This window comes from Gemmatimonadota bacterium, assembly GCA_040882465.1.
Lineage (GTDB): Bacteria > Gemmatimonadota > Gemmatimonadetes > Longimicrobiales > Gaopeijiaceae > JBBEBG01.
In genome coordinates this window covers 14,134-38,219 of sequence record JBBEBG010000026.1, presented here as the reverse complement: position 1 = coordinate 38,219, position 24,086 = coordinate 14,134, and the positions used below count along the sequence as shown (strand labels likewise).

Below are 24,086 nucleotides of genomic sequence, written 5' to 3'. Positions count from 1 at the left end.
GGCGGCGATCCAATGAGGGAGGCGCGAGTCGTCTTGGTGACGGTTCCGGACGGAGAAGTGGCCGCCCAGCTCTGCCGCGCGCTCCTCGAAGAACGGTTGGTCGCTTGCGGAAACGTCGTTCCGGGTGTGACTTCGATCTACCGGTGGCAAGGGAAAACGAAGGAAGAGACCGAGCAGCTCGTCATCCTGAAGACCGGGGACGATGTGCTTCCCCGGCTCCTGCGGAGGGTCGCGGAGCTCCATCCGTACGACGTGCCGGAGATCCTGGCCCTCCCAGTTGTGGCGGGTCACCCGGAATACCTGGAATGGGTGGGCCGGTCCACCGAGCCCGAATCCTGAGACGAACCGATGGTCCGTAATCGCTCTTCTCGGGACGACGAAGCTCCCGAGCTCGCGCTGGGGGATGGGGAGGCCGAACAGGTGGCCACCCCTCCGGCGGGGGAGCCCGCGTCCCCCGCGGTCCCGTCGGTGCCGTCCGCGGAATCCGCGGCGCCGGTGAGTCCCCGGGAGCCCCCCGTGCCCACGCCGACCGGCGCCGACGTCCCGCCCCGGCCGGCCGGCCCCTCTCCTGTACTTCCCTCCACCGCTCCCGCTCCCCGGGCCGCCCGCACGCCCGCGCTTTTCGAGTTCGGAGAGGTGGAGGCTTCGGCGACGTCGCCCCAAAGGAAGCCGCGGCGCGCCCGGACCGAGTCCACGCCGCGGGAGGAGATGAAGGAGCCTTCCGACCTGGAGGGGATTCTCGCCGCCGCCGCCGCCGCGGCCCGGACCAACGCGACCGACCGGGCCATGGCGCTATATCGTCTCGCCCTCTCGCTGGACCCCGGCAACCTCAAGGCGCGGAACAACCTCGGAGTCCTCCTGGACGCCGCGGGCGACCACGACGCTGCGGTCGTGCAGTTCCGGAACGCTCTGGAGTCGGCCCCCGAAAATGCCGAGCTCCTCACCAACATGAGCGCCGCGCTCGCGGGGCTCGGCAAGTACGACGAAGCGGAGCACAAGCTCCGCCTCGTCCTGCGCGCGGACCCGACGGCGATCGACGCGCACGCGAACCTCGGGATCCTTTTCTTTCGGAGGGGGCTTTACCTCCAGGCCGAGGGAGAGCTCCAGCGAGTCTGCGAGCGCGACCCGGTGCATGCGACGGCACTCTTCTATCGGGGTGAGGCGCTGAACCGCCTGGGGCGTGTCGATGAGGCCCTCGCCGTCCTCGACCGCGCGCGGGAGATCCGCCCGGACAACCCCCGGATCTACTTCCTTCTCGGTGTCCTCTACGACAAGAAGCACCTCCATCAGGAGGCCGCGGTGATGTATCGGCGGGCACGGGAGCTCTCGGTCCGGTGATCCGCGTCCTCCTCGGCGACCCGATGGCCGTCGAGGCCGATGCGCTCTTCCGGTCCGTAGGGGCGGACTTCGAAGCGTGCACTGCGCTGGACGAGCGGGTGGGCGCAGGTGCGGGGCCGGCGGTCCTCGCTCGCCTTCGGGCCTTCGGGGAGGTCCCGGTGGGGAGCGCCCTCGTAACCCCCGGAGGGAATCTACTCTTTCCATTTCTGATCCATCTCGTCCTCCGTTCGCACGAGGAGCCCGTCTCGGGCGAGCGCCTCCGGAAGGCGCTCAGGAACGGCCTTCGTCACGCCGCCGAATGGGAGCTGACGCGAGTTGTGATCCCGCCGCTGGGCACCGGAGCGGGCAACCTCGACGCCGAAGTCGCGGCTGGCATCCTTTGTGCAGTAGTCCGGGAGCACACATCGTCCGCGGAATTCCCTAACGAGCTCTATTTCATCGCCATGAACGCCTACGGGGAAGAAGCGCTGTCCAGGGAAGTGGCACGAGTCTTTCCCGCACCTGAAGTCCCGTGAACCGGAGGGCGCTCGCGACCGGGATCCTGGTCGCGTGGGGGCTTCTCGTCGCCTGGCACGTGCGGCGGGAGTACTTCGAGCCCGAGCTGGCCAGGCTCGCCGCAGCGACCCTGACCCTCGCGCCCGGAACACATTTCTACTCGCTCCGGATGGGCAGTCAGGCGATCGGGCTTTCCTCCTCGCGGCTCGACACCGTTCCGGAAGGGTTCCTCCTCGAGGATCAGATGAACCTCGAGCTTCAGGCACTGGGCCAGTCCGGCGGGATCGTGGCGAGGTCCCGGGTCGTCCTGAGCCGTACCCTCACGATGCAGGAGTTTTCCTTCTCGCTCGACTCTGACGCGGGGAGCTTCGCCGCGTCGGGAGAAGTCGAGGGGGACTCTCTCCTCCACGTCCGGATCGATGGCGGGGGAGGCACGGAACGGCTCGACTTCCGAATTCCCGAAGCACCTCTCCTCGCATCGGCCCTTCCGATCCGCCTCGCAAAGGGGGGGGAGCTCCGGGAAGGGAGGACGATCCGCCTTTCCGTCTTTGATCCTTCCACCGTCTCCCTCCGGGCCGTGGATGTCGAGGTGCTCGAAGAGGTGGTCCTGATGCTCCCAGATTCCGCCGTTCTCGATCCCGCGAGCGGGCGCTGGGAGCCGGGAGAATCTTCGCCCGTGACGGCCTGGCGGCTTCGTGAGACCTTCGGCGGGGTGAGCGTCGAGAGCTGGATTGATGAGGATGGCCGAATGATCGAGTCGTCGGCGGCGATGGGCTTTTCGATCGAGCGGACTCCCTACGAGCTCGCGCTCCAGGCCCGCGACGACGGGCGCGTTATCGACGGGGCCGCCGCTTCCGATCGGGACGTCATCCTCGCGACCGCGATCGCCTCCAACGTGGTCCTGCACTTTCCCACCGACCACGACGAGTTGCGCTTCGTTCTCTCGGGGGTCGAGCTCCAGGGCTTTCACCTCGATGGGGGAAGGCAGGAGCTCAGAGGGGACACCCTGATTGTGCGCCGGGAGCGATGGGACACGATCGATCCGGGTTATTCCCTCCCCTACCCACGGATGGACCTCCGCGAGGCGCTGGAGCCCGAGCCACTCATCCAGAGCGGAGACCCACGGATCGCCGGGCTCGCGCGGCAGGTGACCTCGGGCCGCGGAGGGTCCGCGAACCCCAGGACGACCGCGGACAGGCTCACCATGTTCGTCTTCCGGGCGCTCGAGAAGGAAGTCTCCTTCACCCTCCCGAGCGCACTTCAGGTCTTTGAGTCCGGGCGTGGCGACTGCAATGAACACACGGTGTTTTTCGTGGCGCTCGCCCGATCGCTCGGTCTTCCGGCGCGGGTGGCCGCCGGGCTCGTGTACCTCGACGGGAGTTTCTTTTACCACGCTTGGCCCGAGGTCTGGCTGGGCGATTGGGTCGCCGTGGATCCAACCTTCGGTCAGACTCCGGCCGATGCCACGCATCTTCGCTTCACGACGGGAAGCCTCGCTCAACAGGTCGAGATCGCCCGCTTGATCGGCGCGCTCTCGATCGAGGTCGTTCCCCCCGCATGAGCGGGTCTCCGGCCGTCCTCGAGCTCCGGGAAGTCGTCAAGCGCTACGGCTCCTTCACCGCAGTCGCCGGGGTGGACCTCGCCGTCCACCGCGGGGAGATCTTCGGCTTCCTCGGCCCAAACGGTGCGGGGAAAACCACGATGATCCGGATGATCGCCGGAGTGCTGGTTCCCTCCGCGGGTACGATCCGGGTGGGAGGCGACGACCTGGCCGAGTCCCCTGGGTCGGCGAAGCGGCGGATCGGTTACATCCCGGACCGCCCCTTCCTCTACGAAAAGCTCTCCGGAGCCGAGTTTCTTCGTTTCGTCGCGGGACTCTGGGGGATGGAGGGTCCCGAGATCGAAGCGCGGGCCGAGCGCTATCTCCGCCTCTTTTCCCTCTGGGACTGGAAGGACGAGCTTCTCGAGAGCTACTCCCATGGAATGCGGCAGAAGCTCCTCATCTCTTCGGCCCTGCTCCACGATCCGGATCTCATCGTCGTGGACGAACCGATGGTAGGGCTCGATCCCCGCTCCGCGCGGATCCTGAAAGACCTCCTCCTCGGCTTCGTCGAGAAGGGCGGGGCCGTCTTCCTCTCCACGCACACGCTGGAGGTCGCGGAAGCGCTCTGCGACCGGATCGCGATCATCGCCGCCGGAAAGGTGATCGCACTGGGCACGATGGACGAGCTCCGCGCCCAGGCCGGCGCGGGAGGCGCCCACCTCGAGGAGATCTTCCTCAAGGTGACCGGAGGGGACGAGGTCGCGGACCTCGTGCAAAACCTCCAGGACGTGTTGAGGAGATGACCGCGTCCGTGGCGGATGGAGCGGTCCGGGTCGGGGTTGCGTCCCTTCTCCGACCCAAACTCCTCGGAAAAGTGAACAAGGCGCTCCAGGGGGAGCGGCGCCTCACGAAATTCCTTGTCCTCGGAGGGGCGACAGCCGTCTTCTGGGGGCTCACCTTCACCCTCATCTTCCGGGTCCTGATCTACTTCCGGAGCGCGGAGGGGATCGGGGAGCTTCTCGCCGGGAAGCTCCTCGGGATGGCGCTTCTGACTTTCCTGATGATCCTCCTCCTCTCGAACGTCATCGCCGCCCTCTCCACTTTTTTCCTCGCACGCGACCTCGAGCTCCTCGTCGCCTCGCCCGCGGACCCCGTCCACCTCTACCTCGCGCGGCTTACCGAGACAGCGGTGAACTCGTCCTGGATGGTGGTGCTCATGGTCGTTCCGCTCTTCGCGGCCTACGGGGCGATATACGGGGCGGGGCCTGGATTCTACCTCCTCACGGCGGCCGTTACGATCCCCTATTTCGTTCTCCCGGCGGTGGCCGGAACGGCGGTGACCCTCGTTCTCGTGAACACTTTTCCCGCGCGTCGCGCTCGTGATCTCCTCGCTCTCGTCGGAATCTTCGCCGTCGCCGCCGTGGTTCTCCTGATCCGTCTCGTCCGCCCGGAGCGGCTGGTCCGCCCCGAGGAATTTCGGAGCATCGTGGACTTCATGGCGACGCTCCGTACCCCGACCTCTCCCTGGCTCCCTTCCGAGTGGGCCTCCGGGACGCTCATCTCCTGGCTCACCGGTCGCTTCGACGTCTTTCCCCTTCTTCTTCTGTTCGGAACCTCCGCCGCTTTCGTGGTGGTCGGCGCCTGGCTCCACCTGCGGTTTTACCCGGACGGCTTTTCACGGGCGCAGGAGGGTACGGAGCGCCGGGAAGGGCGGGCGCGTAAAGGTCCTTGGGAGAGGCTCTTCGCCGGATTCGGCCTCCCCACCCGCGAGCTCGTTCTCAAGGAGGTGCGCGTCTTCGTTCGTGACACGACGCAGTGGTCCCAGCTCATCCTCCTCGGGGTCCTCGTCGTGGTTTACGTCTACAACATTCGGGTCCTCCCCGTGATGAGCTCGGGCCAGCTCTCTTTTTTCCTCGTGAATCTTCTCGCATTCCTGAACCTCGGCCTCGCGGGCTTCGTGGTCGCCGCCGTCGCCGCCCGCTTCGTCTTTCCCGCGATGTCTCTCGAGGGGAAGATGACTTGGCTCCTCCGATCCTCGCCTCTCGAAGCGGCCAAGCTATTCTGGGTGAAGTATTGGGTCGGCACGATCCCACTTCTTTTCGTGGCTCTCCCCCTCATCCTGGTGACGAACCTTTTTCTCGGGGTCGCTCCCTTCCTGATGCTCGTCTCCACGTTGACGATGATGGGGATCACCTTCGCCTTCACGGGGATGGCTCTCGCGCTCGGTGCGTTTTATCCGAACCACGAGACTGAAAACCCCGCGGAGATCCCCACCTCCTTCGGCGGTCTCCTTTTCATGATGTCGGCGGTGGTCTATCTCGGGGTCGTGATTGTCCTCGAGGCGTGGCCGATGAGCCGGTTTCTCCAGGCGCGGCTGGGTGGGGACGACGTTCGGGAGGCCGGCCTCCTCCCCCTTCTCGCGGGAATGGGAGGCGCCGTGGTTCTCACCCTGCTTGTCGTTGCGGTCTCGCTGAAGGCGGGCGCGAAGCGCATCCGGGAGGGCGAAGTCTTCGTCGGCGACGGCGCCTAGGGGGACTTCCCGAGTACGGCCCCTCGACCTCGACAGGGGTGCGGGAGGGCGGCATATTTCCTCGAACGAAAGGCGAACCATCGCGCCGCGCCTCAAGGCGTCGCACCCGAGCCCGCCCCACCCGACATCCGGAGACCGAAATGCTTCCTGGAGGGTATGATTTCATCCACTTGGTGTTCTGGGTCGTCGTTGCCCTGGTCGCCGTGGGGACGAATCTGATCCCGATTCTCCTCAGCGCCGGGCTCGGCGTCTTTCTCCTGGAGAAATTCAGGAAGGACTGAAACGATGGATTGGCTCATCGGGGCCTCGCTGGTCGCGGCGCTCGCGTACGGAATCTGGCTGGGAATGCCGAGGCGGTACGAACAACCGCTCGAGGAGATCGAGGAGCGCCTGTCCGAAGAAGGGGAGCACCAGACGGTCAAGCGGCACTTTACCTTCCTGAATCTTCTGCAGAAAAACGTCGAGCGGGGATCCCACCGGCGGCGACGCGGGAGCGCCCGCCGCCCCTTCGATCTTCGCTGAACGGGCTTTCGAGCCCTCAGGTCAGCAGCATATCCACGGCGACGAGTGCTCCGCCGATGATCGCCCCGAGGACGTACCCCAGTCGGACGATCAATCGGAGTTCCCGGTCAGTTACGCGCCGAACCAGCTCCTCCAGCTTCTCCATCGGGTAGGCGCTCACCTTTTCCTGCACCCGCCGCCCCACGTCGAGGGTCTTCACGACGTGCGGACTCTGCCCTTGGAGCCATCCCCAGAGCGGTTCCGAGAGGGCGCGCTGGAGCCGCTCCGTGGAGCCGGGGGGGAGCCAGTCGGCCGGCCGCCCGATCGGCCGGTCGAGCACACCGACGAGCGCCCGCGTTACGGCTTCCCGATAGGCCCGGCGGGCCGGTTCGCTCCGCGCCGCGGCGACGAGCCCCCGAGCAATCTGGTCTTCGGGAAGCTGGCGAAGGAGCTCCCCCCAGCTTCCGCTCGCCGCCGTTCCGAGCCCCTGGCGCAGTTTTCCCACGAGAAAGTCGCGCGTCGCCGGGTCGCGTGCCGCGCCGAGCACCCAGGAGGCGACGGTATCGCGCGCGTTGCTCACGTTTTCGTCGCCCGGATGTCCGAGGACCGCCGTCACCGGGCGCCGGAGGAATTCGAGAACCGCGTCGTTGACCTTCGCGGCCATCGCCTCCTGGATCGTGGGATCTCGGAGCATCTCCGAGAGGCGGTGAGCCCCCTCCGCCTGGAGCGTCGCGAGGACTCGGTCGAGCGTCTCCTCGGTTACGAGGATCCGGGCCATCAGCCGCTGGTGGAATCGCAGGTCGCCGAGGAACCGCTGGAAGAGATCGCGTACGGTTGTCTCCAGGCGCTCTCGCGCCTCGGGGTCCTCCAGGATTCCGCCCAGCTTCTTGACCGCGAGGGGGAGGTAGCCGGCGAGCGCCTTTTCGAAAGATGCGACGAGCCCCGCGGGAAGAACTTCCTCGAAAGTCCGATCCTCCCGAAGAAAGGTCACGATCGCCCGATCGAGGTAGTCATCCACCGCCGCGCGGAACCCCTCCCGTTCTGAGACGAGCGTGAGCCATTCGTCCACCGTGGTGGCTAGCGCGGCTTCCCGCGCCGGAGTGAGGATCTCGGAAACCGGATGGTCGGCCACCCGCACCAGTAACTCCCCGACACGGCTCTCCACCGACGCTTCGAAGGCGGATGAGTCGAGCCAGGTTTCGAGGCGCCCGGCCAGGAGCCCTGCCGCGTCCTCGAGGAGCCGGTCCACTTCCTCGCGTGCCTCGGCGGGAAGAATTTCCCGGAGCGGACCCCGGTCGCGCTCCAGCACCTCCTGTAGAAAGGACTGGAGGCGTCGGTCGAAAGCCTCTCGAAACTCCGGACTGGAGAGGATGCCCGTGAGATCCTCCTGCGTCAGGAGGCGACTTCCCACCACACGCCCGATCGCATCCGCGAGCCGCCCCTGATTCTTGGGGATGGCTCCGTGGAGAAAGCTCAGGCGGAGCCGTCCGATGCGCGGCGCATCGTACGGGTGAAAGAGCATCCATACTGCGACCGTGTTCGTGAGTCCACCGGCGAGCGCGCCGAAGAGGATCGTGACGAGTGCCTGAACGACCTCGGGGCGCACTGCTCAGTACTGCCGGTGGCGAACGACTCCGTTCACCGAAAAGATCTCGCCACGAACCGTCACCTCTCCCTGGACTTCGAAGAAGCCCGAGAGGGGAAGGATTGGACTCGCCCCCTCCCCGGCCGTGAGATGCGAGCTCACCGCCTGGAGAAGGCCGGTGACCTCGCCGCCTTCCGTGTTGAGGACCCAGGCATGCGGGATGTCCCGGCGCGCCGGCTCAAAGGGGCGAAACTCCTCCCACGAAACTTCGATCTCGTTCCAAAGCGCGTTCTGGAAGGCAATTCGGCTCCATCCCCGGTAGTTTCCCGGCGAGCGGGGGTTCCCGAGCGGGGCCAGCTCTTCGAGGAAAAGTTGAAAGAGGCCTCCGCCGTGGAGAAAGACCCAGTCGCCCGGCGCTTCACCAGGGGATTCCCACCTCCGATTCACCTCGAGGACGAACCCTCGCACGCGGCCGGAAGGAAAAAGCGCTTCGCCTGCGAACAGTCGCGCCGGATCGGACCCTGGCCGGGTCCAGTCGGTAATGAATTCGCCGATTCGCGTCTCGACCTCACGGCCCGGATCGCGCAGCCGAATCGCATCGATCCGGTCGCCTTCGCCGACGGTCAGCCGCACATGTTCGCCCGGGAGAATGCGCCAGGGTGCTCGAGCGAAAGGGCCGCCACTCTCTTCGTGCGCTAAAGCCTCCCACCCTCCTTCTCGCGCGAGCCAGGCGTGAATCTCCCGGCGCACGCCGTCTGGCCGGACCCGTGCCTGGAAGAACCAGGGGATGTGGACGAGGGAATCAGGTGCGGCACCGGCGAAGAGAAACTCTCGGTCGAAGATCTGCTCGACGGGCGGGGACCCCGTGTCGCCTGGAGCCGAACCGTTTCCTTCCGCGGCCGCGGAGTCGGGCGTGGATGTGTCACTGCCCCCGCATCCCACGGCGGCCGATGCCACGAGGATGAGAAACGCCACGACGGACGAGCGCACGGGGCTACCGGATCTCCGTGTCCACGCCCTCTTCCCCCTCGGAACGGGCGATGATCGCGGCGCCGCACGAGTCGCTGAAGACGTTCACCGCCGTGCGGAACATGTCGAGGGGACGATCGATCGCGAGCATCGCACCCACGACGAGATTCACCTCGGGACCCCGGAGGTTGATCGCCTCGAGGACGATGAAGATCACCACCAGCCCGGCGGAGGGGACGGCAGCAGCCCCGATGGAAGCGAGAAGGGCGGTTATCACCACGATCGCCTGCTGGACGATGGTGAGGTCGAACCCGAGCACCTGCGCGATGAAGAGTGCGCCGACGCACTCGAAGAGCGCCGTCCCGTCCATGTTTATGGTCGCACCCATCGGGAGGACGAAGGCCCCAACCCGGTTGGACACTCCGACTTTCGTCTCCACCACATTCATCGTGACGGGGAGCGTGGCGCCGGATGAGCTCGTCGAAAAGGCGACGAGGAGCGCCTCCCGCATGTTCGCGAAGTGGATCTTCGGCGAAATCCGGCCGAGGAGGATCAGGAGGAGCGGAAGACTCACGAAGAGGTGGAAGGTAAGCCCCGTCGCGATGGTGGCCATGTAGAGCGCCAGCGCGCGGAATCCCTCGAAGCCGGTGCTCGCGACCATCCGGGTGATCAGCGCGAACACGCCGATCGGGAGGAAGAGGATGATCCCCTCCGTGAGCCGCATCATCGCGGCGAAGAGCGCCTCGAAGAGGTCGGTCAACACGGTCCGCGAACGCCCGGGGAGCGCGGTGATCGCGACCCCGAAGACGATCGCGAAGAAGATGAGCGCCAGCATGTCCGCGTTTGCGGCCGCAGCGATCACATTCGTCGGAACGACGTCGAGGATGAGCTCCACCGGCGACCCCGGTGTGGCCAGGACGGGAAGCTCGTTTTCGGCGAGTCCCGCGAGGTCCGACCCGACCCCGGGACGGATCAGGTTCACGAAGACGAGGCCCACCAGAATGGCGAGAAGGCTCGAAAAGACGTAGTAGCCGAGCGTCTTTCCGAAGAGGCGGCCGAGGTCGCGCCCCCCGCCGAGCGAGGCGACTCCCGAAACGATCGAGGCCAATACGAGGGGGACGATGATCATGCGGAGGAGTTGCATGAAGAGGTCCCCGATCCATCCGATCCGATCGGCGAGCGACGGGCCGAAAAGCGCTCCCGCCGCGATGCCCAGGCCCATCGCGATCAGGACCTGCCAATGCAGGCGACGATACCAGGGCCTTGGTGCTTCTTGGTCCATCGGTCCGGGCTCCGGTTGGGGGGAAGTCGCCGAGCCCGTCATTCGGGAAATGTTACCGGCAGTCCGTCCTCGGGAGGGAGAACCAGCTCGGGCCGCGCGTCGAGGGCCCGATCGAGTGCGCGCAGGAACTTGCGGATCCGGCGGCCATTCGTCCCCAGGTCGGTCTTCCCCTTACGGGAGCGGGAAGTTACGTCCACCCGGGTCTGCGCGTCCACGTCGAGTCCGATCTGGACGAGCACGTCGTCGGTGAAACGAAAGAGGAGGGTCTGGGCCTCGGCACGGATGAAGCCGGCCTGGTCGTTCGCCTCCAGGAGCATCCAGCGCCGCCCTCCATCCTCGATCAGCTTCAGGGCGGCCGCCCAGACCCTGTCGAAGGGAATCGCGTACCGGCGCCCCCGAAGCTCCGGATTCGGATGGTTCGGGCGGGTTCGCTCCCCCGGGCGCCGGCGGGCCGTCAAGGCACGGGGTCCAGCCGAAAACGGATCGTCACTCGCGCGGTCACCGTCTGCTCCCCGGCTTCGATCGGGGTCGGTGGCGCCTGCGCCATGTCCATGGAGCGTACGGCCATTTCCATCATCGGCACCGGGTAATAAGTGTCGGCGCCTCCCTGGACGTCCACCGGAGGCCCGAGCCGCATCCCCAGCGCCGCGGCCATGACCTCCGCCTCGGCCCGTGCAGAGGCCACGGCCTCCTGAACCGCCGCGTGCCGGTGGGGCTCGGGTTCACTCACCTCGAAGCGGAGCCCGGAGACGCGGTTGGCGCCCGCGCCCAGCGCGGCATCAATGAGGGGGCCCGCGCCTTCCACGTCGTCCGCGGCGACGGCGACCGTGTTGCGTGCCACGTAGCCCACGATCTCCTGCGGGAGATTGGCTCGAGCCGGGCCGTACCGGGGGAAGAGATTGTACCCGGAGGTCTCGAGGCGAAAGCCCGGGAGCCCCGAGCCGGCCTCCCGCACCGCCGCCGTCACGGCCGTCATGAGAGTCGCGTTTTTTTCGCCCGCTTCCCGGGCCGTCGCCCCCTCGGACTCGACCGCGAAAAAGATGCGAACCCGATCCGGCGAAGCGTCAATCTGGCCTATTCCCGTGACGGTCAAGTGGGAGCCGTCATCGTCCTCCTGTTGGGATGTGGCGGGTGCCGGTAGGAAAAGCATGGCGACGAGGACGAGGGCAGCTGAGAAGTGATGCGGGCATGGCGAGCTCATGGGGCGCTCCGTGGTCCGGGGGGGAGGGACTCGGGACTTGGTCCATCCGCTCCCTAGTATCGGTTGCGTGCCCCATCGGTTCCCCGGGTTGAAAGCCGATTCGGGGCGTCCTATCCTTCTCCGTCCGCCGGCTGACCGGCCCTTCTCGCGCGCCTCGGCGCCTCTCCCGACCGACCTCCCGCCATGAAAGCGATCATCCCCCTCGCAGGGAAGGGCACGCGGCTCCGTCCCCACACCCTCACCACGCCGAAGCCCCTCGTGAAGGTGGGCGGGCGTCCCGTGATGAGCTACATCATGGACGACCTCATCGCCCTCGGGATCGAGGAATTCGTGTTCATCGTCGGCTACCTTCGCGAGGTGATCGAGGAATACATCGCCCGCGAGTATCCGGGGATCGTCGCGCACTACGTCCTCCAGGAGGTGCAGGACGGGACCGCGGGAGCGATCAGGCTCGCCGAGCCCTTTGCGGACGACGAGGTCCTGATCGTGTTCGTGGATACCCTCTTCGACGCCGACCTCTCGCTGGCGAAGACTCTGCCTTCGGATTGGGCTGGAGTGATCTGGGCGAAAGAGGTTGAGGACTACCAGCGATTCGGCGTGATCGTCACCGGGGAAGACGGATCCATGCGGAAGATCATCGAGAAGCCGACGGAGCCGGTCTCGAAGCTCGCGAACATCGGCCTCTACTACATTCGCGACTGGAAGCTCCTCTTCGAAGGGATTCACCACGTGATTGATGCGCCGCCCGGGCCGGGGGGGGAGTGGTTCCTCACCGACGCGTTCCAGTACATGGTGGACAAGGGCGCGAAGATCCGGACGGCCGCGGTCGGGGGGTGGTACGATTGCGGAAAAATGGAGACCCTCCTCGGAACCAATCATCACCTTCTCGCCACGACTCGCGGCGGGATTTCTCCGGACGCCTCTCTCGAGGACACCGACATCATGGAGCCGGTCCGGATCGAAGCCGGCGCGAAGCTCCGCACGGTGGCGCTCGGTCCAAACGTCACCGTGGAGGCGGACGCCGTCGTGGAAGACTCGACACTTTCTCACTGCATCGTCGGGGAGGGCGCCGTGGTGCGAGGAAGTCGCCTGGAGAATTCGATGATCGGACCGGGCTCCCTCGTCGCCCGCATGCGTGGCCAGGTGAATGTGGGGGCGTTTTCCGAGGTGCGGGGCGAAGGATGACCTCCTCATCTACCGGCTGCGGCCCGGCCGAAAGAGCTCCACACCCTCCGTCCCCGCAGCGATCCGGAGGTTCCGGTCGAGCGTCGCGATCGGTAGGCCGAGGCGGATCGCCAGTTCCAGGTAAGCGGCGTCATAGGCGCTGAGCGCGCGGGTCCGGGCCAGGCGGAAGATGGCCGCGCCGGCCCGGGATCGCTCCACCGGCTCCAGCGAGAGGGGGAGAGCGAGGAGGAGCCGTGTCGCCCGGATGGCTTCGTCCGCCCGGACCCGACCGCGCCGCTCCGCGGTGAGGAGTCCGTTGGCCACCTCCAGTGTCCAGAGCGGGGCCACGACCGCGTTCTGTGTCCGGAGCGCCTCCAACACGCGTCCCGCGTAGCTGCCATCGTCGGGTCCGGTCCCCGTCTCCTGTCCGAAACACCACGCGAGGGCGACCGTCGCGTCGAGGACGAAGCTCACCCCTTCCGCCCTTCTCGAATCAGGTCGCCGACGGAGAGGTTGGGTCCGAGCGAATGCCCCGCGCGGAAAGCGAGGAGCGCCTTCACCGCCTCGTCCACCGTTTCTTCCGCCCCACCCGGGATGGGGATGAGCTGCGCGACCGGACGCCCGTGCCGGGTGATCGTGACCCGCTCTCCCGATTCCACGCGATCGAGGAGCTCCGCGAGGCGCGTCTTTGCCTCGTAGGCACCCACTTCGCTCTTGGTCAGACCTTCCATCGACTCGTATCCCGGAAGCAGGGCCGCGTCGGAAGAAAATTAGAGACTAGTCTAAGACCAGTCTAATCAAAAAAGGGCTCTGACGGCAATGATCTCGCGGTGGGGGAGGATGCCCGCGGCAGCTCGGGCCCGCTACAGCTGGTTCGCGAAGGAGAGGAGCTTGAAGCGTCCGCCGAACTCGACGATGCCGCCGAAGAGGCGCTCCTCGACCTCTTCGCCGGTGGGAAGCTTTCCAATCACGGTGCAGCCGGTCCAGATCCTTCCGGGTCCCAGAGGCTCGCCGTCTTCATCGGGACATCGGTGCCCCGTGGAATGAAGCGTTCGACCGCCGTATCTCTGGAGCAGTCGGGAGAGACCGCGGGAGCTGTAGTTCTGCTGGTGCGACCAGAGAAGATCGGGAGGAAGGTCGTAAGGGGGCTGGGTGTTCCAACTATGTGGATAGTAGACCCATGCGAACTCGGCACGCGTCATAACAAGCCCAGCGAGCCTAAAGGCGTTCGCGGACTCGAGGGCTTCAATAAACGTGTCCACGAGACCATCTCGAGACGGGGCACCTCCGGCGAGCTCGGCGACCTCCCCCAGTCCCATGCGAAAGCGGCGCAACTCCTCCTCGATCGAGAAGAGACTGTCCACGTGCGAAGGAGGAGGAAGGCCCTCTTGTTCCCACCAGGGCCTGAGGTCCGTGGAGGTAGCCGAGCCGGCTTCGGGGACGTCGCAGGCGACGGTCACGCAGGCGACGAGCCCGGTCATCACGATCACGGAAGGCTTGAACGAACGGGTAAGCATCTCGAAGCGGAGCGAGGGGAGCGTCGATTCCCGACGTCAGGATAGGAGAGGTGAGCCTCTCGGGGATCCCGGTCGCACGAAGCGGCTGGGATCCCCGAGTGCTCTGAACGGTCAGTTGCGGGCGTAATGGGTCCAGCCGGCCCACCACTGGTCACCACCGGGTGCCGCGGCGCCGCGATACGTCGTCGGCACTACGCCCGCGGCTGCTGCCTGGAGGGCCGCCGAAAGGCCGGCGAAGCTGTTCAACCCGCCCGTCGCGATCGGAGAGCCAGCCGCCGGCCGCCAGTCGAAGTTCGCCGCCGTGGCGCCCACCGTGTTCGCGGGCACGGCCATGAAAAGGCCCAGTGAAGCCGCGACCCCGGCTTCGATGGCGTTGGCGCCCAGATCCAGGGAGTGCTGCGCGCCCGTGCCCGACCCGGGGGCTGGGCCGCCCTGGAAGGTGCTGGTCACTTCCGTCAGGTAGACGTTTCGAACGGCGAGGAGGTTGTCCACCCGCCGCTGATTCGTGTTGTCGCCCCGGATTGAGATTCCCGCGCGGCTGTAACGGGCCACCACACCGTTCACGTAGAGCCCGCCCACTCCCCGGCGGAGCATCATTCCGATATTTCCGGAGCTCGATTCCCACGCTCCCAGCGGGGCACCGATCAGGGTGAAGTTCGCAAATACCGGCACGGTGAAGGGCTGAGCGTTTTCGTTGTTGTTCCCACCATTGCAGGTCCCGGCCGCGCACCCGTCGTTCTCAAATCCCTGCGGGTCGCTCGCGACCCCGCCGGCGATCCCCGCACGCGGTTCCGGCTGGAAGGACTGGAAAGCGATCATGTACTGCACGTTCCCGGCGTAGCCCTCGGACGCGTCGAAGTGGTCGTCGCCGGCTTCGTATGAGATGAGGTTGCGTGCGTTCACGGCGCCTCCGAACCACTCGAACGAGTCGTCCAGCCCGAGGAGAACCTGCACGAATTCGATCGTCGTGCCGCTTCCCACCGCCGCCATCGTGAGCGCGTTCAGCTCCTGGTTTTCGGCCGCCGGGAAACCGGCGAACTCGACCCGGACGTACCGGAGGGTGCCGGAATTGTCATTGTTATCCGTACCCCCGGCATAATTCTGTTCCGGATTCGCCTCGCTCGTCCCGGTGCCTTCGATGATGGAGGGGCTGCCCCGATTGATGATCCCATTCCCGACGAGGATGAGACCGCCCCAGTCGCCCGGACGCCGCTGTCCAACCGGGCGCGACGAGGTGAAGACGATCGGGTTCATGGCCGTACCGTTGGCCACGATCCGTGATCCGCGCGTGATGAATAGAGAAGACCCGGGTATATCGAAGTCGCCCTCGATTCGTGTGCCGACCTGGATCGTCAGCTGGGCGCCGTTCGTGACCTGGATGAATCCGGAGATCGTATAGACGGTGTCGGCGTGAAGGGTGCGGTTTTGGGTGACGTTCTCGCAGAGGACGCCCGGGTCACAATTAGAAGGCGGTCCCGGGTCCACCGGGTGGCTACTGTCGCACGCCACGAGAAGCGTGACGAGGGCCAAGAGTCCGACGAGCTTGCCTGCGCTGGTTCTCATGATCTCGCATTCCTGAGGTTGAGTTTTCCGGTCCGCGTCATGCGTCGCGTTACCACTGCCACGAGAGTCCGAAGGAGACGCTGCGCCCACTCCGGTGATAGTCTCGTACGATGGGTCCCTGGAGGACCTCATACGGGGAGTCGAGGATGTTCTTGAGGTCCAGCTTTCCCGAGGCGGCTCCGATCACCGGAAACCGAAACGAGAGGTCCACGAGAGGGCGAGGACGCTCGACCACGTCCTCGTAGGTTGCCCCTACCGCACGGGCGTTCAGGACTCGGTCGCCCACGACGTTGAAAAGGACCGTGGCGCTGAGGCCTCGAAGGGCATTGAAGTAGGTGAGCCCCGAGTTCACCACGTAGGGTGCCTGCCCGACGAGGGCGCGTGCCTCTTCGCCCTCCTGGCCCGTGTCCACCTCACTCTTCATCAGGGTCAGGTTGCCGAACACGGAGAGCGGCTCGAGAGCCGGATGAATCCAGTCGAGGCTCCGATTGACGTCCAACTCCACCCCGAAGTTCGCCGCGCTTTCGGCGTTCGCGAAGGTTCGCGTACTCGTGCCCGATCCCCCGATGTATCGCTCCTCGATCGGGTTCTCGAACCACTTCCCGAAGATACCCACCGAGATGACCTCGCCGACGCGCGGGTACCACTCCCACCGCAGGTCCAGGTTGCGGATGAGGGTTCGCTCGAGATTCGCGTCGCCGCGAACCTGTTCTCCACCTAACACCTCCCGGTAGTTGATCGGCGCGAGCTCGCGATACTCGGGGCGAGCGAGCGTTTGCGATGCCGACAGCCGAACTTGCTGTTCACCCGGGAGCTGGATGAGAGCGGAGAGGGCGGGCAGGAAGTCCGTGTAGCTCCTCGTGACGTCACTGGAAACTCCCACCGCGTTTACGGCGTTCAAGTCCAGCTCGTAATTCTCGACGCGCACTCCACCGATCAGACGGAGTCGCTCCGTGACGTTCACCTCACCCATCAGGAAGCCGGAATAGAGCCGATCGTCCGCGTCGTAGGACCCTCCCGCCTGTTCCGGAGCGAGGATGAAAATCGAGTCTCCTTCCTGAGCGAAGCGGCCGTCGAAGATCTCTTCCGGCGCCATCTGCCACCGCTCATCGCTCGGCGACCAGAAGAAGGGCTGGATCCGAAAGCCGATGCTCTCCGCGTCCCTCCCGACCCGGCGGTGTCCGACGCCTATGTTGATTCGGTTCGGCTGCCCCGGATTGCCTCCGAACGTGAACGCGTAACGCGCCGATCCCTCCAAGGCCGATTCGTCGAGGGAACCGAAGGTGCGCACCGCGCCCTCGAAGTTCTTGAGCCAGATCGGCTGTTCAGGGTCGAGCCAGGTCACGAATTCCGAGCGATCCGGCTCCGACCTGGACACCGCGGAGTTCGAGACCAACCAGTCCAGGCGATGTCGGAGCCCGAGTTGGTGCTCTCCCTGGAGCTGGTGGGATCGCACCGTCCGCTCGACGTAGGAGAGCCGCTCGACCTGAACGGTCGAGGCGGAGTTCTCATCGAAACCGATCTCGCGCCGCGCCTGGTCGTCGGCGCTCCGACTCATCGTGTTGTTCAGGTGGACCTGCGAGTGGGAACCGAAGAGGAGGCTGAGATTGAGGAGAGCGCCCATGGACACCGTGCCTGCGCTTGCTTCGCCGTCGTATCGGTCCACCTCCGAGTCGCCTGCGGCCCAGCGAGCACGGCGTTGCTCGAGCTTCACTTCCTGGCTGTTCGAGTAACTCGCCGAGCCCAGGTAGCCGATCGTCCGGCCCATGAAGTCCCCCGAGCCGCCGATCGAAGCCGAAAGAGATGCCGGAAGCCGTCCGGATTTTTCCCTGACGCTCCATGCGTTCCGGAAGGAGTTGACGATGGAGTTGACTTCGGGCCCCCTCGTTTCCGTGCCCGAGAAATTGCGCGCGGCGGCCGGGAGGGATCTCGCGTTCGCGCCCGACGCCAGCCATTCGGTTCCGGCCGACGGCGCCACGAGGAGGGTGTTTCCCACCACGTCCGGGTGATATCCGCTTCCGATCGAGAGGGAATACGTGCGGCGCGTGGGGAAGTCGGGTGTCCGAATGTCCACGGATCCACCCGAGAAGTCGCCCGGCTGATCGGGCGTGAAGGTCTTGCTCGTGGAGATGGATTGAATCAGGCCGGAGGGGAAGAGATCGAGAGGGACCGTCTTCCGCTCGGGATCCGGACTCGGAATTCGCAATCCGTTGAGCGAGCTGGTGGTATACCGCTGACCCATTCCGCGAACCTGCACGAACTTCCCGTCCTGCACCGTCACGCCGCTGACCCGCTGCATCGCCGCGGCCGCGTCCCCATCCGGGGACCGGCCGATCTGCTCCGCGGAGATCGCGCTCACCAGCGAGATGGCGCTCCGCTGCGCCCCGATCAGGGTCACCGAGCTCCCCCGCTCCTGCTGGGCCGTCACGGTGATCGCAGCCATCTCAACCGCCTGCCGCTCGAGCGTCACGTCGAGCCGAGCGGTCTGGCCCGCCACGATCTCGACCCCGGAAATCACCTTGGCGGCGTATCCGAGATAGGTGACCCGGAGAGAGAGGGGGCCGACCGGGAGGTCGTCCATCTGATACCGCCCTTCAATCCCCGAGAGCGTCCCTCTCGGTGAGCCCTCGATCTGGATTTGCGCGCCGGACAACGAGGCGCCGGTCTCTTGGCTCTTGACCTGTCCCATGATCCGGCCACGAGCGGGGCCTTCTTGTTGCGCTTGGACTGCCGCGGCGTGAGTCACCGTCAGCGCCAGGGCGAAAGTGATCGAGGCTAATCGCGTGAAAAGCTTCATTTGGCTGGCTCCCTCTGGTTTCTTCGCTGCTCCACGCGACCGACGTGGAGTCCTCCATGCCGAGGGAAGGAAGATCTGGGGGCACTGTCACAGTCCCACGGGCGCTCGTGTAACGGTTGTGTAGTGCCCGAATCACGTTGCCGTGACACCCGGCACGGAGCGTGAGTTACGAGCTTGTGACCTGGACTTTCCGCCACCGTTACGGGAGCGCCCTACCGTACGATGACGCGGCAGGTGACACGGGGCGTCACCGGTGAAACCGGGATGGATCCCTGCTTCCGCCCCGCACCGTAGACGGAGTCCAGGAGATGTTCGACGTGACCGCCAGGGCAGTGACCGAAGCGAGAAGCTCCGGGGTTCATTCCTCCGCGCGAGTGCTCGTCGTGGAAGACGAGCCCGACATCGCCGCGCTCGTCGCCTATCAGCTCACCCGGGAGGGTTTCCGCGTAGAGACGGCGCTGACCGGTGCGGAGGCGCTCGCGGCGATCGGCCGGGAAGTTCCCGACCTGGTCGTGCTCGACCGCATGCTCCCTGGGATGTCAGGGGACGAGATCCTACGCACGCTCCGGACCGAGTTGAACACCCGCCTCCTCCCCGTCCTCATCCTCACCGCCAAACGCGGAGAGGAAGACCGGATCCAGGGGCTCGAGCTCGGTGCCGACGACTACCTCACGAAGCCATTCTCCCCCCGCGAGCTGGTGCTCCGGGTGCGTTCCATTCTGCGGAGGTCGGAGCTGGGGGGGGGCGAGTCGGGCGGGCGGCTCCTGGGGATAGGACCGCTGGTCCTCGACGACGTGGCCCACGGCGTCACGATACACGGCGAGGGGCTCGACCTCACTCCGACCGAGTTTCGTCTCCTCCGCACCCTGATGGAGGGACGCGGACGAACGCAGAGTCGGCGTCGGCTCCTCGAGCGGGTTTGGGATGTGAATTCGACCGTGGCGGAACGCCTTCAGACGAGAACGGTGGACATGCACATCCACCGACTCCGGGCCAAGCTGGGCGAGATGGGGAACTGCGTCGAAACCGTCCGGGGGTTCGGTTACCGCCTGAGGGTGCCCGGGGCCGCGCTTCCCGACTGAGCCGTGAGGCCGCTCGGGCCTATACGGCGGTTTCGCGTCCGGCGTCCCGTCAGCTTACCGGACCTTCCGCCACGGGTGGGCTCTGATCTGCCGCGTCTTTTCCGGCGGCGGCCGGTCCCCCGTGTTTAATGAAGCGCCCCTCCACCATGAAGACGACGTCCTCGGAGATGTTCGTCGCGAGATCGGCCACCCGTTCGAGGTTGCGACTCACCAGGAGGAGCGAGATCGCGGAACCGATTCGGCGGGGATCTTCCATCATGTGCGTGAGGAGGATCCGGATCAGCGAATCCTGAAGCGCATCCACCCGGTCGTCACGGCGGCGCACGTCTCTGGCGAGGGCCGCGTCTCCCCGCGTGAAGGCGTCCAGGGCGTCCGTCAGCATCTGGCGCGTCAGGCGCGCCATTTCGCCGAGCTCGGGAAATCGCCCAAGGGTTGGATATTTCCCGACATGTTTCACCGCCTGAGCGACATTGACCGCGTGATCCCCGATCCGCTCGAGGTCGCTCGAGATCCGCATCGCCATCGTGATCAGGCGAAGGTCCCGAGCCACAGGCTGATGGAGCGCGAGCATATTGATCGAGGCCTCGTCGAGCTCGAGCTCGATCGCGTCCACCGACCGGTCTCCCTCTTCCACGCTGCGCGCCTTGACCTCGTCGCGTTCGGCGAGGGACTCCACCGCGATGCGAAGGAGGTCCTCGACCATGACCGACATCTCCAGGAGCCGGGCCTTGAGGGTCTCGAGGTCGTCGGAAAGGTGGCGGGCGCCGCTGGTAGGGCTCATCCAAATCTCCCCGTGATGTAGGCTTCGGTCCGCTCCTCGCGTGGATTCGTAAAGAGGGAATTCGTCTCCCCGAATTCCACGAGCTCGCCGAGGTAGAAAAAGGCCGTGAAGTCGGAGACACGCGCCGCCTGCTGCATGTTATGCGTCACGATCACGATCGTGTAGTCCTGCTTCAGCTCGTAGATCAGGTCTTCGATTTTCTGCGTCGCGGTCGGATCGAGGGCGCTCGCCGGCTCGTCCATGAGGAGCACCTGGGGACGAACTGCGAGCGCCCGAGCGATGCAGAGGCGCTGCTGTTGCCCCCCGGAGAGGCTCGTCGCGCTGTGGTGGAGGCGGTCCTTCACCTCGTCCCAAAGAGCCGCATGCCGAAGGACTCGCTCGACCATCGCGTCCATCTCGGGGCCCTTCACGATTCCGTGCCGCTTCGGTGCGAAGAGAATGTTGTCTCGGATGCTCATCGTGGGGAATGGATTCGGCCGCTGGAAGACCATCCCGACCTTGGTCCGGAGTTGCACCGGATCCATCCCGTTCGCGTAGATGTCCTGGTCTCCGAGAAAAACGCTCCCCGTGACGCGGGCAGTGGGGGCGTAGTCATGCATCCGGTTGATCGAGCGCAGGAAGGTCGTCTTCCCACATCCGCTCGGACCGATGATGGCGGTGACGTTTCTCGCCGCGATGCTCATATCCACGTTGTTCACTGCCGGGCGTCCCCCGAAGGAGACGCTCAGCGAACGTGTGGTGATGGCCTCGGCCACGGCTCGATTCTCCCTTTTTTCCGGCGGATCAGCGGCCGGCAATGAAGCGGGCACGGCGCGCCCACAATGTCCGGGCCACCACGTTCGTGAGCAACACCATCGCCACAAGAACGAGGGCGCCGGCCCAGGCCTGCTCGTGCCAGTGCTCGAACGGGCTGATCGCATACGAATAGATGTTCACCGGCATCGTGGCCGTCGGCTGGTCGAGCCCTTCCATCCAGTAGCGGCTGTTGAATGCCGTAAAGAGGAGGGGGGCCGTTTCGCCGGCGATCCGCGCGGTCGCGAGCATGATCCCGGTCAGGACATTTCCCATCGCGGCCGGGAGAACGACGCGAAGCGTCGTCGGGGCGTCGGCGACCCCGAGGGCGAAGGAGGCTTCGCGCTGGTCCACCGGGACGAGCCGGAGCGCTTCCTGCGTCGTGATCGCGACCACCGGGATAAAGAGGACCGCGAGCGCGACACCGCCCGACATGGCGCTGAACCGTCCCATGGTCACCACGATGAGACCGTATGCGACAATGCCGGCGATGATTGAGGGAATCCCCGCCATCACTTCGGAAAGGAAACGCGCACTTCTTCCGAGGGCGTTGTTTCCGAACTCGCTCATGTAAATCCCGGTCCCGACTCCCACGGGGACGCCAATCAGCATGGCCATCCCCACGACGACGACCGATCCCACAATCGCGTTGCCCCAGCCCCCGCCTCCGACCGTCGGGGGAGCGGGAAGGGCCGTCAGGAATTCGAACGAGATATGCGCGGCGCCGACAGCGATGACTTCCCAGAGGACCCACACGAGAGGGACCACGGCGCAGAGGAGGGCCGCGATACAGAGGGCGACGAGGATGTGGTCCCGAAGGAGTCGGAGCCGCAGGCGCGTCGGCATGGACTCGGCCGCGGCAATGGGGTGCGAGCTCATACGCCTCTCGCCTGAACCCGCATGAGGATCAACCGTCCCATCGTGTTCAAGAGGAACGAGACGGCGAAGAGGATGAGGCCGATCGCGACGAGCGAGCTCACGTGCAGGCGCGATGCGGCTTCGCGGAGCTCGTTCGCGATGATGGCCGTCATCGAGTTCCCGGGCTGGAAGTAGTCGAAGGTCAATCCGAGACTGTTCCCGATCGTCATCGTCGTGGCCATCGTCTCGCCCAGCGCACGCCCGAGCCCGAGCACGGCGGCGCTGAAGATCCCCGGTCGCCCATAGGCGAGGACCACGTGGCGCACCGCTTCCCACCGGGTCGCGCCGAGGGCGAGAGCGCCCTCCTTTTGCTCGCGGGGGACGGCCATCAGGACCTCGCGGCTGAGGGAGGCGATGATCGGGATGATCATGATCGCGAGGATCAGGCTGGCGGTGAACAGGTTGTAGCCCGGGCCGGGTTCCCCGAAGAAGGGGAAGAAGCCGAGTGGGCTCGAGGCGATGAGGGGCACGACATGCTGCTGGACGAGGGGGGCTAGGACGAAGATCCCCCAGAGGCCGAAAACGACGGACGGGACCGCCGCGAGGAGCTCGACCACGAAGATCAGCGGGTCGCGGAGCTGCCGCGGCGCGTATTCGGACAGGAGGATCGCGATGCCGAGGCTGATCGGGAGTGCAATGACCAGCGCCATCAGGCTCGTGAGAAGCGTGCCCACGATGAAGGGAAGCGCTCCGAAGTCCCCCCGGACCGGATCCCACTCCGTTCGCGTGACGAAGGCAAGTCCCCACTCGCTCCAGGTGGGACGCGAATCCAGCACGAGTCGGAAAACGATGAGGATCGTCACGAGAACGACGAGCGCCGCGAGGGCACCCGTCACATAACGGAACCAATGCCTGCGGAACCCTCCGCCTCCCGCTTCCGTCACCAGCTTCTCACGCGTTCGCCATTCAGGTGGATCCGGTCGAGCGTCTCGAGATTGAGCGCCCGTACGTTTTCGGGGAGAGTGGCGTTGTTCACGTCATTATTGTACGCCTGTCCCTCGGTCACCGCCCACTCCAGCCAGCGGACGATCGCCTCGGCTCGCGCCGGAGTCATCTGGTTTCCCATGACCCCGAGGTCCTCGTAGACCAGGAAGTATGAAAAGGAGGAAATCGGATAGGAATCGGGCCCCACCGCATCCGTGAAAGACACCTCGCTCCAGGCCTCATGGCCGGCGGGAAGGATGTTTACCGCCGAGGCCGCGGCGGCGGTTCCGGCTTCGAGCGAGGGCTTGATGAAGTTCCCCGCCTGATTGCGGATCGCGGCGGTCGGGAGGCCGAGGCTGCTCGCGTAGGAGAGCTCGATGTAGCCGAGCGAGTGAGGGTTGTTCTGGATCGCGCCCGCCACACCCTCGTTCCCATTTCCTCCAATTCCGAGAGGCCAGGCGACCGAGGTCGCGAATCCCACCGATTCGCTCCAGGCGGGGCTCACCTTGCTCAGGTAATCCGTGAAGACGTAGGTCGTCCCGGAGCCGTCGGATCGGTGCACGACCACGATGGCTTCGTCGGGGAGAGTGGCGCCCGGGTTGACCTCGAGGAGCCGCGGGTCGTTCCACCGCGTGACTCGGCCGAGATAGATGTCAGCCAGAACGTCCGGGGTGAGCCGGAGCTCAGGGTTTCCGGGAAGGTTGTAGGCGACGGTCACGGTCCCGATCGTGAAGGGGAGCGTCAACGTGCCGGCCGCCGTCGCGAACTGCTCCGCCGTGAGCGGTGCCTCGGAGGCACCGAAGTCCACCGTCTTGTCGGTGTGCGCGCGGATCCCGCCGCCGGAGCCGATCGAATTGTAGTTCACCCGGCCGCCCGTGGCCGTCTCGTATTCGCTGCTCCAGAGGGTGATGAGGGGCATCGGGAAGGTGGCACCCGCGCCCGTGAGCGTCGGCGCTCGTCCCTCCGTGCCGCTCCCGCCTCCACACCCCGCGACTCCCAAGAGGAAAACCACGCCTAACAGGGACCGCATGATACGTCCGTTCGCTCGGTTCATTGACCCTCTCCCGTGGTTTCAAGCTCTCTAAAGTGCATCTAAAGTTGGTG

Annotated in this window: 25 protein-coding genes; 10 read left to right on the top strand and 15 right to left on the bottom strand. The window is 65.9% G+C overall.

The genetic code is table 11. The features are described from left to right. Positions 1-12 precede the first annotated feature (12 nt). From cutA to WEG36_08035, 8 genes are all read left to right on the top strand, one after another. Positions 13-339 carry a divalent-cation tolerance protein CutA gene (gene cutA, locus WEG36_08070; protein ID MEX1257557.1) on the top strand — a complete coding sequence of 109 codons (327 nt, stop codon included), beginning with the start codon at positions 13-15 and terminating at the stop codon, positions 337-339. Between the two features lie 9 nt (positions 340-348). Then, on the top strand, positions 349-1,338 hold the full coding sequence (locus WEG36_08065; protein MEX1257556.1) for a tetratricopeptide repeat protein: 990 nt from the start codon (positions 349-351) through the stop codon (positions 1,336-1,338). Then, positions 1,335-1,853 (top strand): macro domain-containing protein, encoded by a 519-nt coding sequence (locus WEG36_08060; protein MEX1257555.1) that lies wholly within the window; start codon positions 1,335-1,337, stop codon positions 1,851-1,853. The genes WEG36_08065 and WEG36_08060 overlap by 4 nt, the downstream gene beginning before the upstream one ends. Beyond that, a complete protein-coding gene (locus WEG36_08055) occupies positions 1,850-3,394 on the top strand; it encodes a transglutaminase-like domain-containing protein (GenBank protein ID MEX1257554.1) in 1,545 nt (514 codons plus the stop codon). Before WEG36_08060 ends, WEG36_08055 begins: the two co-directional genes overlap by 4 nt. Beyond that, positions 3,391-4,179: an ABC transporter ATP-binding protein gene (locus WEG36_08050; protein ID MEX1257553.1), complete on the top strand. Its 789-nt coding sequence runs from the start codon at positions 3,391-3,393 to the stop codon at positions 4,177-4,179. The genes WEG36_08055 and WEG36_08050 overlap by 4 nt, the downstream gene beginning before the upstream one ends. Beyond that, positions 4,176-5,906 (top strand): hypothetical protein, encoded by a 1,731-nt coding sequence (locus tag WEG36_08045; protein MEX1257552.1) that lies wholly within the window; start codon positions 4,176-4,178, stop codon positions 5,904-5,906. The genes WEG36_08050 and WEG36_08045 overlap by 4 nt, the downstream gene beginning before the upstream one ends. 140 nt (positions 5,907-6,046) lie before the next feature. After that, positions 6,047-6,187, top strand: coding sequence for a hypothetical protein (locus WEG36_08040; protein MEX1257551.1), 141 nt, complete (start codon positions 6,047-6,049; stop codon positions 6,185-6,187). A gap of 4 nt (positions 6,188-6,191) precedes the next feature. Continuing rightward, positions 6,192-6,428 carry a hypothetical protein gene (locus WEG36_08035; protein MEX1257550.1) on the top strand — a complete coding sequence of 79 codons (237 nt, stop codon included), beginning with the start codon at positions 6,192-6,194 and terminating at the stop codon, positions 6,426-6,428. Positions 6,429-6,444: 16 nt separating this feature from the next. Here WEG36_08035 and WEG36_08030 read toward each other — a convergent pair whose 3' ends face one another. From WEG36_08030 to WEG36_08010, 5 genes are read right to left on the bottom strand one after another with little or no spacing between them, the layout of a single operon-like run. After that, the gene (locus WEG36_08030; protein ID MEX1257549.1) at positions 6,445-8,013 is read right to left on the bottom strand and encodes a DUF445 family protein; all 1,569 of its coding nucleotides are present in this window, start codon (positions 8,011-8,013) and stop codon (positions 6,445-6,447) included. Positions 8,014-8,016: 3 nt separating this feature from the next. Beyond that, positions 8,017-8,982, bottom strand: a complete 966-nt coding sequence (locus WEG36_08025; GenBank protein ID MEX1257548.1) for a hypothetical protein — start codon at positions 8,980-8,982, stop codon at positions 8,017-8,019. A 4-nt stretch (positions 8,983-8,986) separates the two neighbouring features. Next, positions 8,987-10,243: a dicarboxylate/amino acid:cation symporter gene (locus WEG36_08020; protein ID MEX1257547.1), complete on the bottom strand. Its 1,257-nt coding sequence runs from the start codon at positions 10,241-10,243 to the stop codon at positions 8,987-8,989. Between the two features lie 38 nt (positions 10,244-10,281). After that, positions 10,282-10,701: a DUF1499 domain-containing protein gene (locus WEG36_08015; protein ID MEX1257546.1), complete on the bottom strand. Its 420-nt coding sequence runs from the start codon at positions 10,699-10,701 to the stop codon at positions 10,282-10,284. Further along, on the bottom strand, positions 10,698-11,444 hold the full coding sequence (locus tag WEG36_08010) for an SIMPL domain-containing protein (GenBank protein ID MEX1257545.1): 747 nt from the start codon (positions 11,442-11,444) through the stop codon (positions 10,698-10,700). Before WEG36_08010 ends, WEG36_08015 begins: the two co-directional genes overlap by 4 nt. A gap of 183 nt (positions 11,445-11,627) precedes the next feature. Here WEG36_08010 and WEG36_08005 point away from each other — a divergent pair, with 183 nt between their 5' ends. Continuing rightward, positions 11,628-12,629, top strand: coding sequence for a sugar phosphate nucleotidyltransferase (locus WEG36_08005; GenBank protein MEX1257544.1), 1,002 nt, complete (start codon positions 11,628-11,630; stop codon positions 12,627-12,629). A 9-nt stretch (positions 12,630-12,638) separates the two neighbouring features. On the opposite strand, the gene WEG36_08000 is transcribed toward WEG36_08005, so the two are convergent. The 5 genes from WEG36_08000 to WEG36_07980 all read right to left on the bottom strand — a co-directional run bounded on the left by WEG36_08000 (position 12,639) and on the right by WEG36_07980 (position 18,485). Then, the gene (locus WEG36_08000) at positions 12,639-13,082 is read right to left on the bottom strand and encodes a type II toxin-antitoxin system VapC family toxin (protein MEX1257543.1); all 444 of its coding nucleotides are present in this window, start codon (positions 13,080-13,082) and stop codon (positions 12,639-12,641) included. Beyond that, positions 13,079-13,339 carry a type II toxin-antitoxin system prevent-host-death family antitoxin gene (locus WEG36_07995; protein ID MEX1257542.1) on the bottom strand — a complete coding sequence of 87 codons (261 nt, stop codon included), beginning with the start codon at positions 13,337-13,339 and terminating at the stop codon, positions 13,079-13,081. Before WEG36_07995 ends, WEG36_08000 begins: the two co-directional genes overlap by 4 nt. A gap of 132 nt (positions 13,340-13,471) precedes the next feature. After that, positions 13,472-14,125 carry a hypothetical protein gene (locus tag WEG36_07990; GenBank protein ID MEX1257541.1) on the bottom strand — a complete coding sequence of 218 codons (654 nt, stop codon included), beginning with the start codon at positions 14,123-14,125 and terminating at the stop codon, positions 13,472-13,474. Positions 14,126-14,236: 111 nt separating this feature from the next. Beyond that, complete coding sequence (locus WEG36_07985; GenBank protein ID MEX1257540.1) at positions 14,237-15,688, bottom strand: hypothetical protein; 1,452 nt, start codon at positions 15,686-15,688, stop codon at positions 14,237-14,239. 49 nt (positions 15,689-15,737) lie between these two features. Continuing rightward, complete coding sequence (locus WEG36_07980) at positions 15,738-18,485, bottom strand: TonB-dependent receptor (GenBank protein MEX1257539.1); 2,748 nt, start codon at positions 18,483-18,485, stop codon at positions 15,738-15,740. Between the two features lie 317 nt (positions 18,486-18,802). Between WEG36_07980 and WEG36_07975 the strand changes: the two genes are divergently transcribed. Then, positions 18,803-19,567 carry a response regulator transcription factor gene (locus WEG36_07975; protein ID MEX1257538.1) on the top strand — a complete coding sequence of 255 codons (765 nt, stop codon included), beginning with the start codon at positions 18,803-18,805 and terminating at the stop codon, positions 19,565-19,567. 49 nt (positions 19,568-19,616) lie between these two features. Here WEG36_07975 and phoU read toward each other — a convergent pair whose 3' ends face one another. Genes phoU through pstS form a run of 5 tightly spaced genes read right to left on the bottom strand, consistent with a single transcriptional unit; the run spans position 19,617 to position 24,036 of the window. Then, complete coding sequence (gene phoU / locus WEG36_07970; GenBank protein ID MEX1257537.1) at positions 19,617-20,348, bottom strand: phosphate signaling complex protein PhoU; 732 nt, start codon at positions 20,346-20,348, stop codon at positions 19,617-19,619. Beyond that, a complete protein-coding gene (gene pstB / locus WEG36_07965; protein MEX1257536.1) occupies positions 20,345-21,103 on the bottom strand; it encodes a phosphate ABC transporter ATP-binding protein PstB in 759 nt (252 codons plus the stop codon). The genes phoU and pstB overlap by 4 nt, the downstream gene beginning before the upstream one ends. Positions 21,104-21,131: 28 nt before the next feature. Further along, complete coding sequence (pstA, locus tag WEG36_07960; protein MEX1257535.1) at positions 21,132-22,019, bottom strand: phosphate ABC transporter permease PstA; 888 nt, start codon at positions 22,017-22,019, stop codon at positions 21,132-21,134. Next, the gene (gene pstC, locus WEG36_07955; protein ID MEX1257534.1) at positions 22,016-22,942 is read right to left on the bottom strand and encodes a phosphate ABC transporter permease subunit PstC; all 927 of its coding nucleotides are present in this window, start codon (positions 22,940-22,942) and stop codon (positions 22,016-22,018) included. The genes pstA and pstC overlap by 4 nt, the downstream gene beginning before the upstream one ends. Beyond that, a complete protein-coding gene (gene pstS / locus WEG36_07950) occupies positions 22,939-24,036 on the bottom strand; it encodes a phosphate ABC transporter substrate-binding protein PstS (protein MEX1257533.1) in 1,098 nt (365 codons plus the stop codon). The genes pstC and pstS overlap by 4 nt, the downstream gene beginning before the upstream one ends. Positions 24,037-24,086: the final 50 nt, after the last annotated feature.

Excerpts from the sequence above, each read along its gene's own strand:
- cutA (MEX1257557.1), top strand. The coding sequence starts at position 13 with ATGAGGGAGGCGCGAGTCGTCTTGGTGACGGTTCCGGACGGAGAAGTG.
- WEG36_08065 (MEX1257556.1), top strand. The coding sequence starts at position 349 with ATGGTCCGTAATCGCTCTTCTCGGGACGACGAAGCTCCCGAGCTCGCG.
- WEG36_08050 (MEX1257553.1), top strand. The coding sequence starts at position 3,391 with ATGAGCGGGTCTCCGGCCGTCCTCGAGCTCCGGGAAGTCGTCAAGCGC.
- WEG36_08045 (MEX1257552.1), top strand. The coding sequence starts at position 4,176 with ATGACCGCGTCCGTGGCGGATGGAGCGGTCCGGGTCGGGGTTGCGTCC.
- WEG36_08040 (MEX1257551.1), top strand. The coding sequence starts at position 6,047 with ATGCTTCCTGGAGGGTATGATTTCATCCACTTGGTGTTCTGGGTCGTC.
- WEG36_08035 (MEX1257550.1), top strand. The coding sequence starts at position 6,192 with ATGGATTGGCTCATCGGGGCCTCGCTGGTCGCGGCGCTCGCGTACGGA.
- WEG36_08020 (MEX1257547.1), bottom strand. The coding sequence starts at position 10,243 with ATGGACCAAGAAGCACCAAGGCCCTGGTATCGTCGCCTGCATTGGCAG.
- WEG36_08010 (MEX1257545.1), bottom strand. The coding sequence starts at position 11,444 with ATGAGCTCGCCATGCCCGCATCACTTCTCAGCTGCCCTCGTCCTCGTC.
- WEG36_08005 (MEX1257544.1), top strand. The coding sequence starts at position 11,628 with ATGAAAGCGATCATCCCCCTCGCAGGGAAGGGCACGCGGCTCCGTCCC.
- WEG36_07995 (MEX1257542.1), bottom strand. The coding sequence starts at position 13,339 with ATGGAAGGTCTGACCAAGAGCGAAGTGGGTGCCTACGAGGCAAAGACG.
- WEG36_07990 (MEX1257541.1), bottom strand. The coding sequence starts at position 14,125 with ATGCTTACCCGTTCGTTCAAGCCTTCCGTGATCGTGATGACCGGGCTC.
- WEG36_07985 (MEX1257540.1), bottom strand. The coding sequence starts at position 15,688 with ATGAGAACCAGCGCAGGCAAGCTCGTCGGACTCTTGGCCCTCGTCACG.
- WEG36_07980 (MEX1257539.1), bottom strand. The coding sequence starts at position 18,485 with ATGAAGCTTTTCACGCGATTAGCCTCGATCACTTTCGCCCTGGCGCTG.
- phoU (MEX1257537.1), bottom strand. The coding sequence starts at position 20,348 with ATGAGCCCTACCAGCGGCGCCCGCCACCTTTCCGACGACCTCGAGACC.
- pstA (MEX1257535.1), bottom strand. The coding sequence starts at position 22,019 with ATGAGCTCGCACCCCATTGCCGCGGCCGAGTCCATGCCGACGCGCCTG.
- pstS (MEX1257533.1), bottom strand. The coding sequence starts at position 24,036 with ATGAACCGAGCGAACGGACGTATCATGCGGTCCCTGTTAGGCGTGGTT.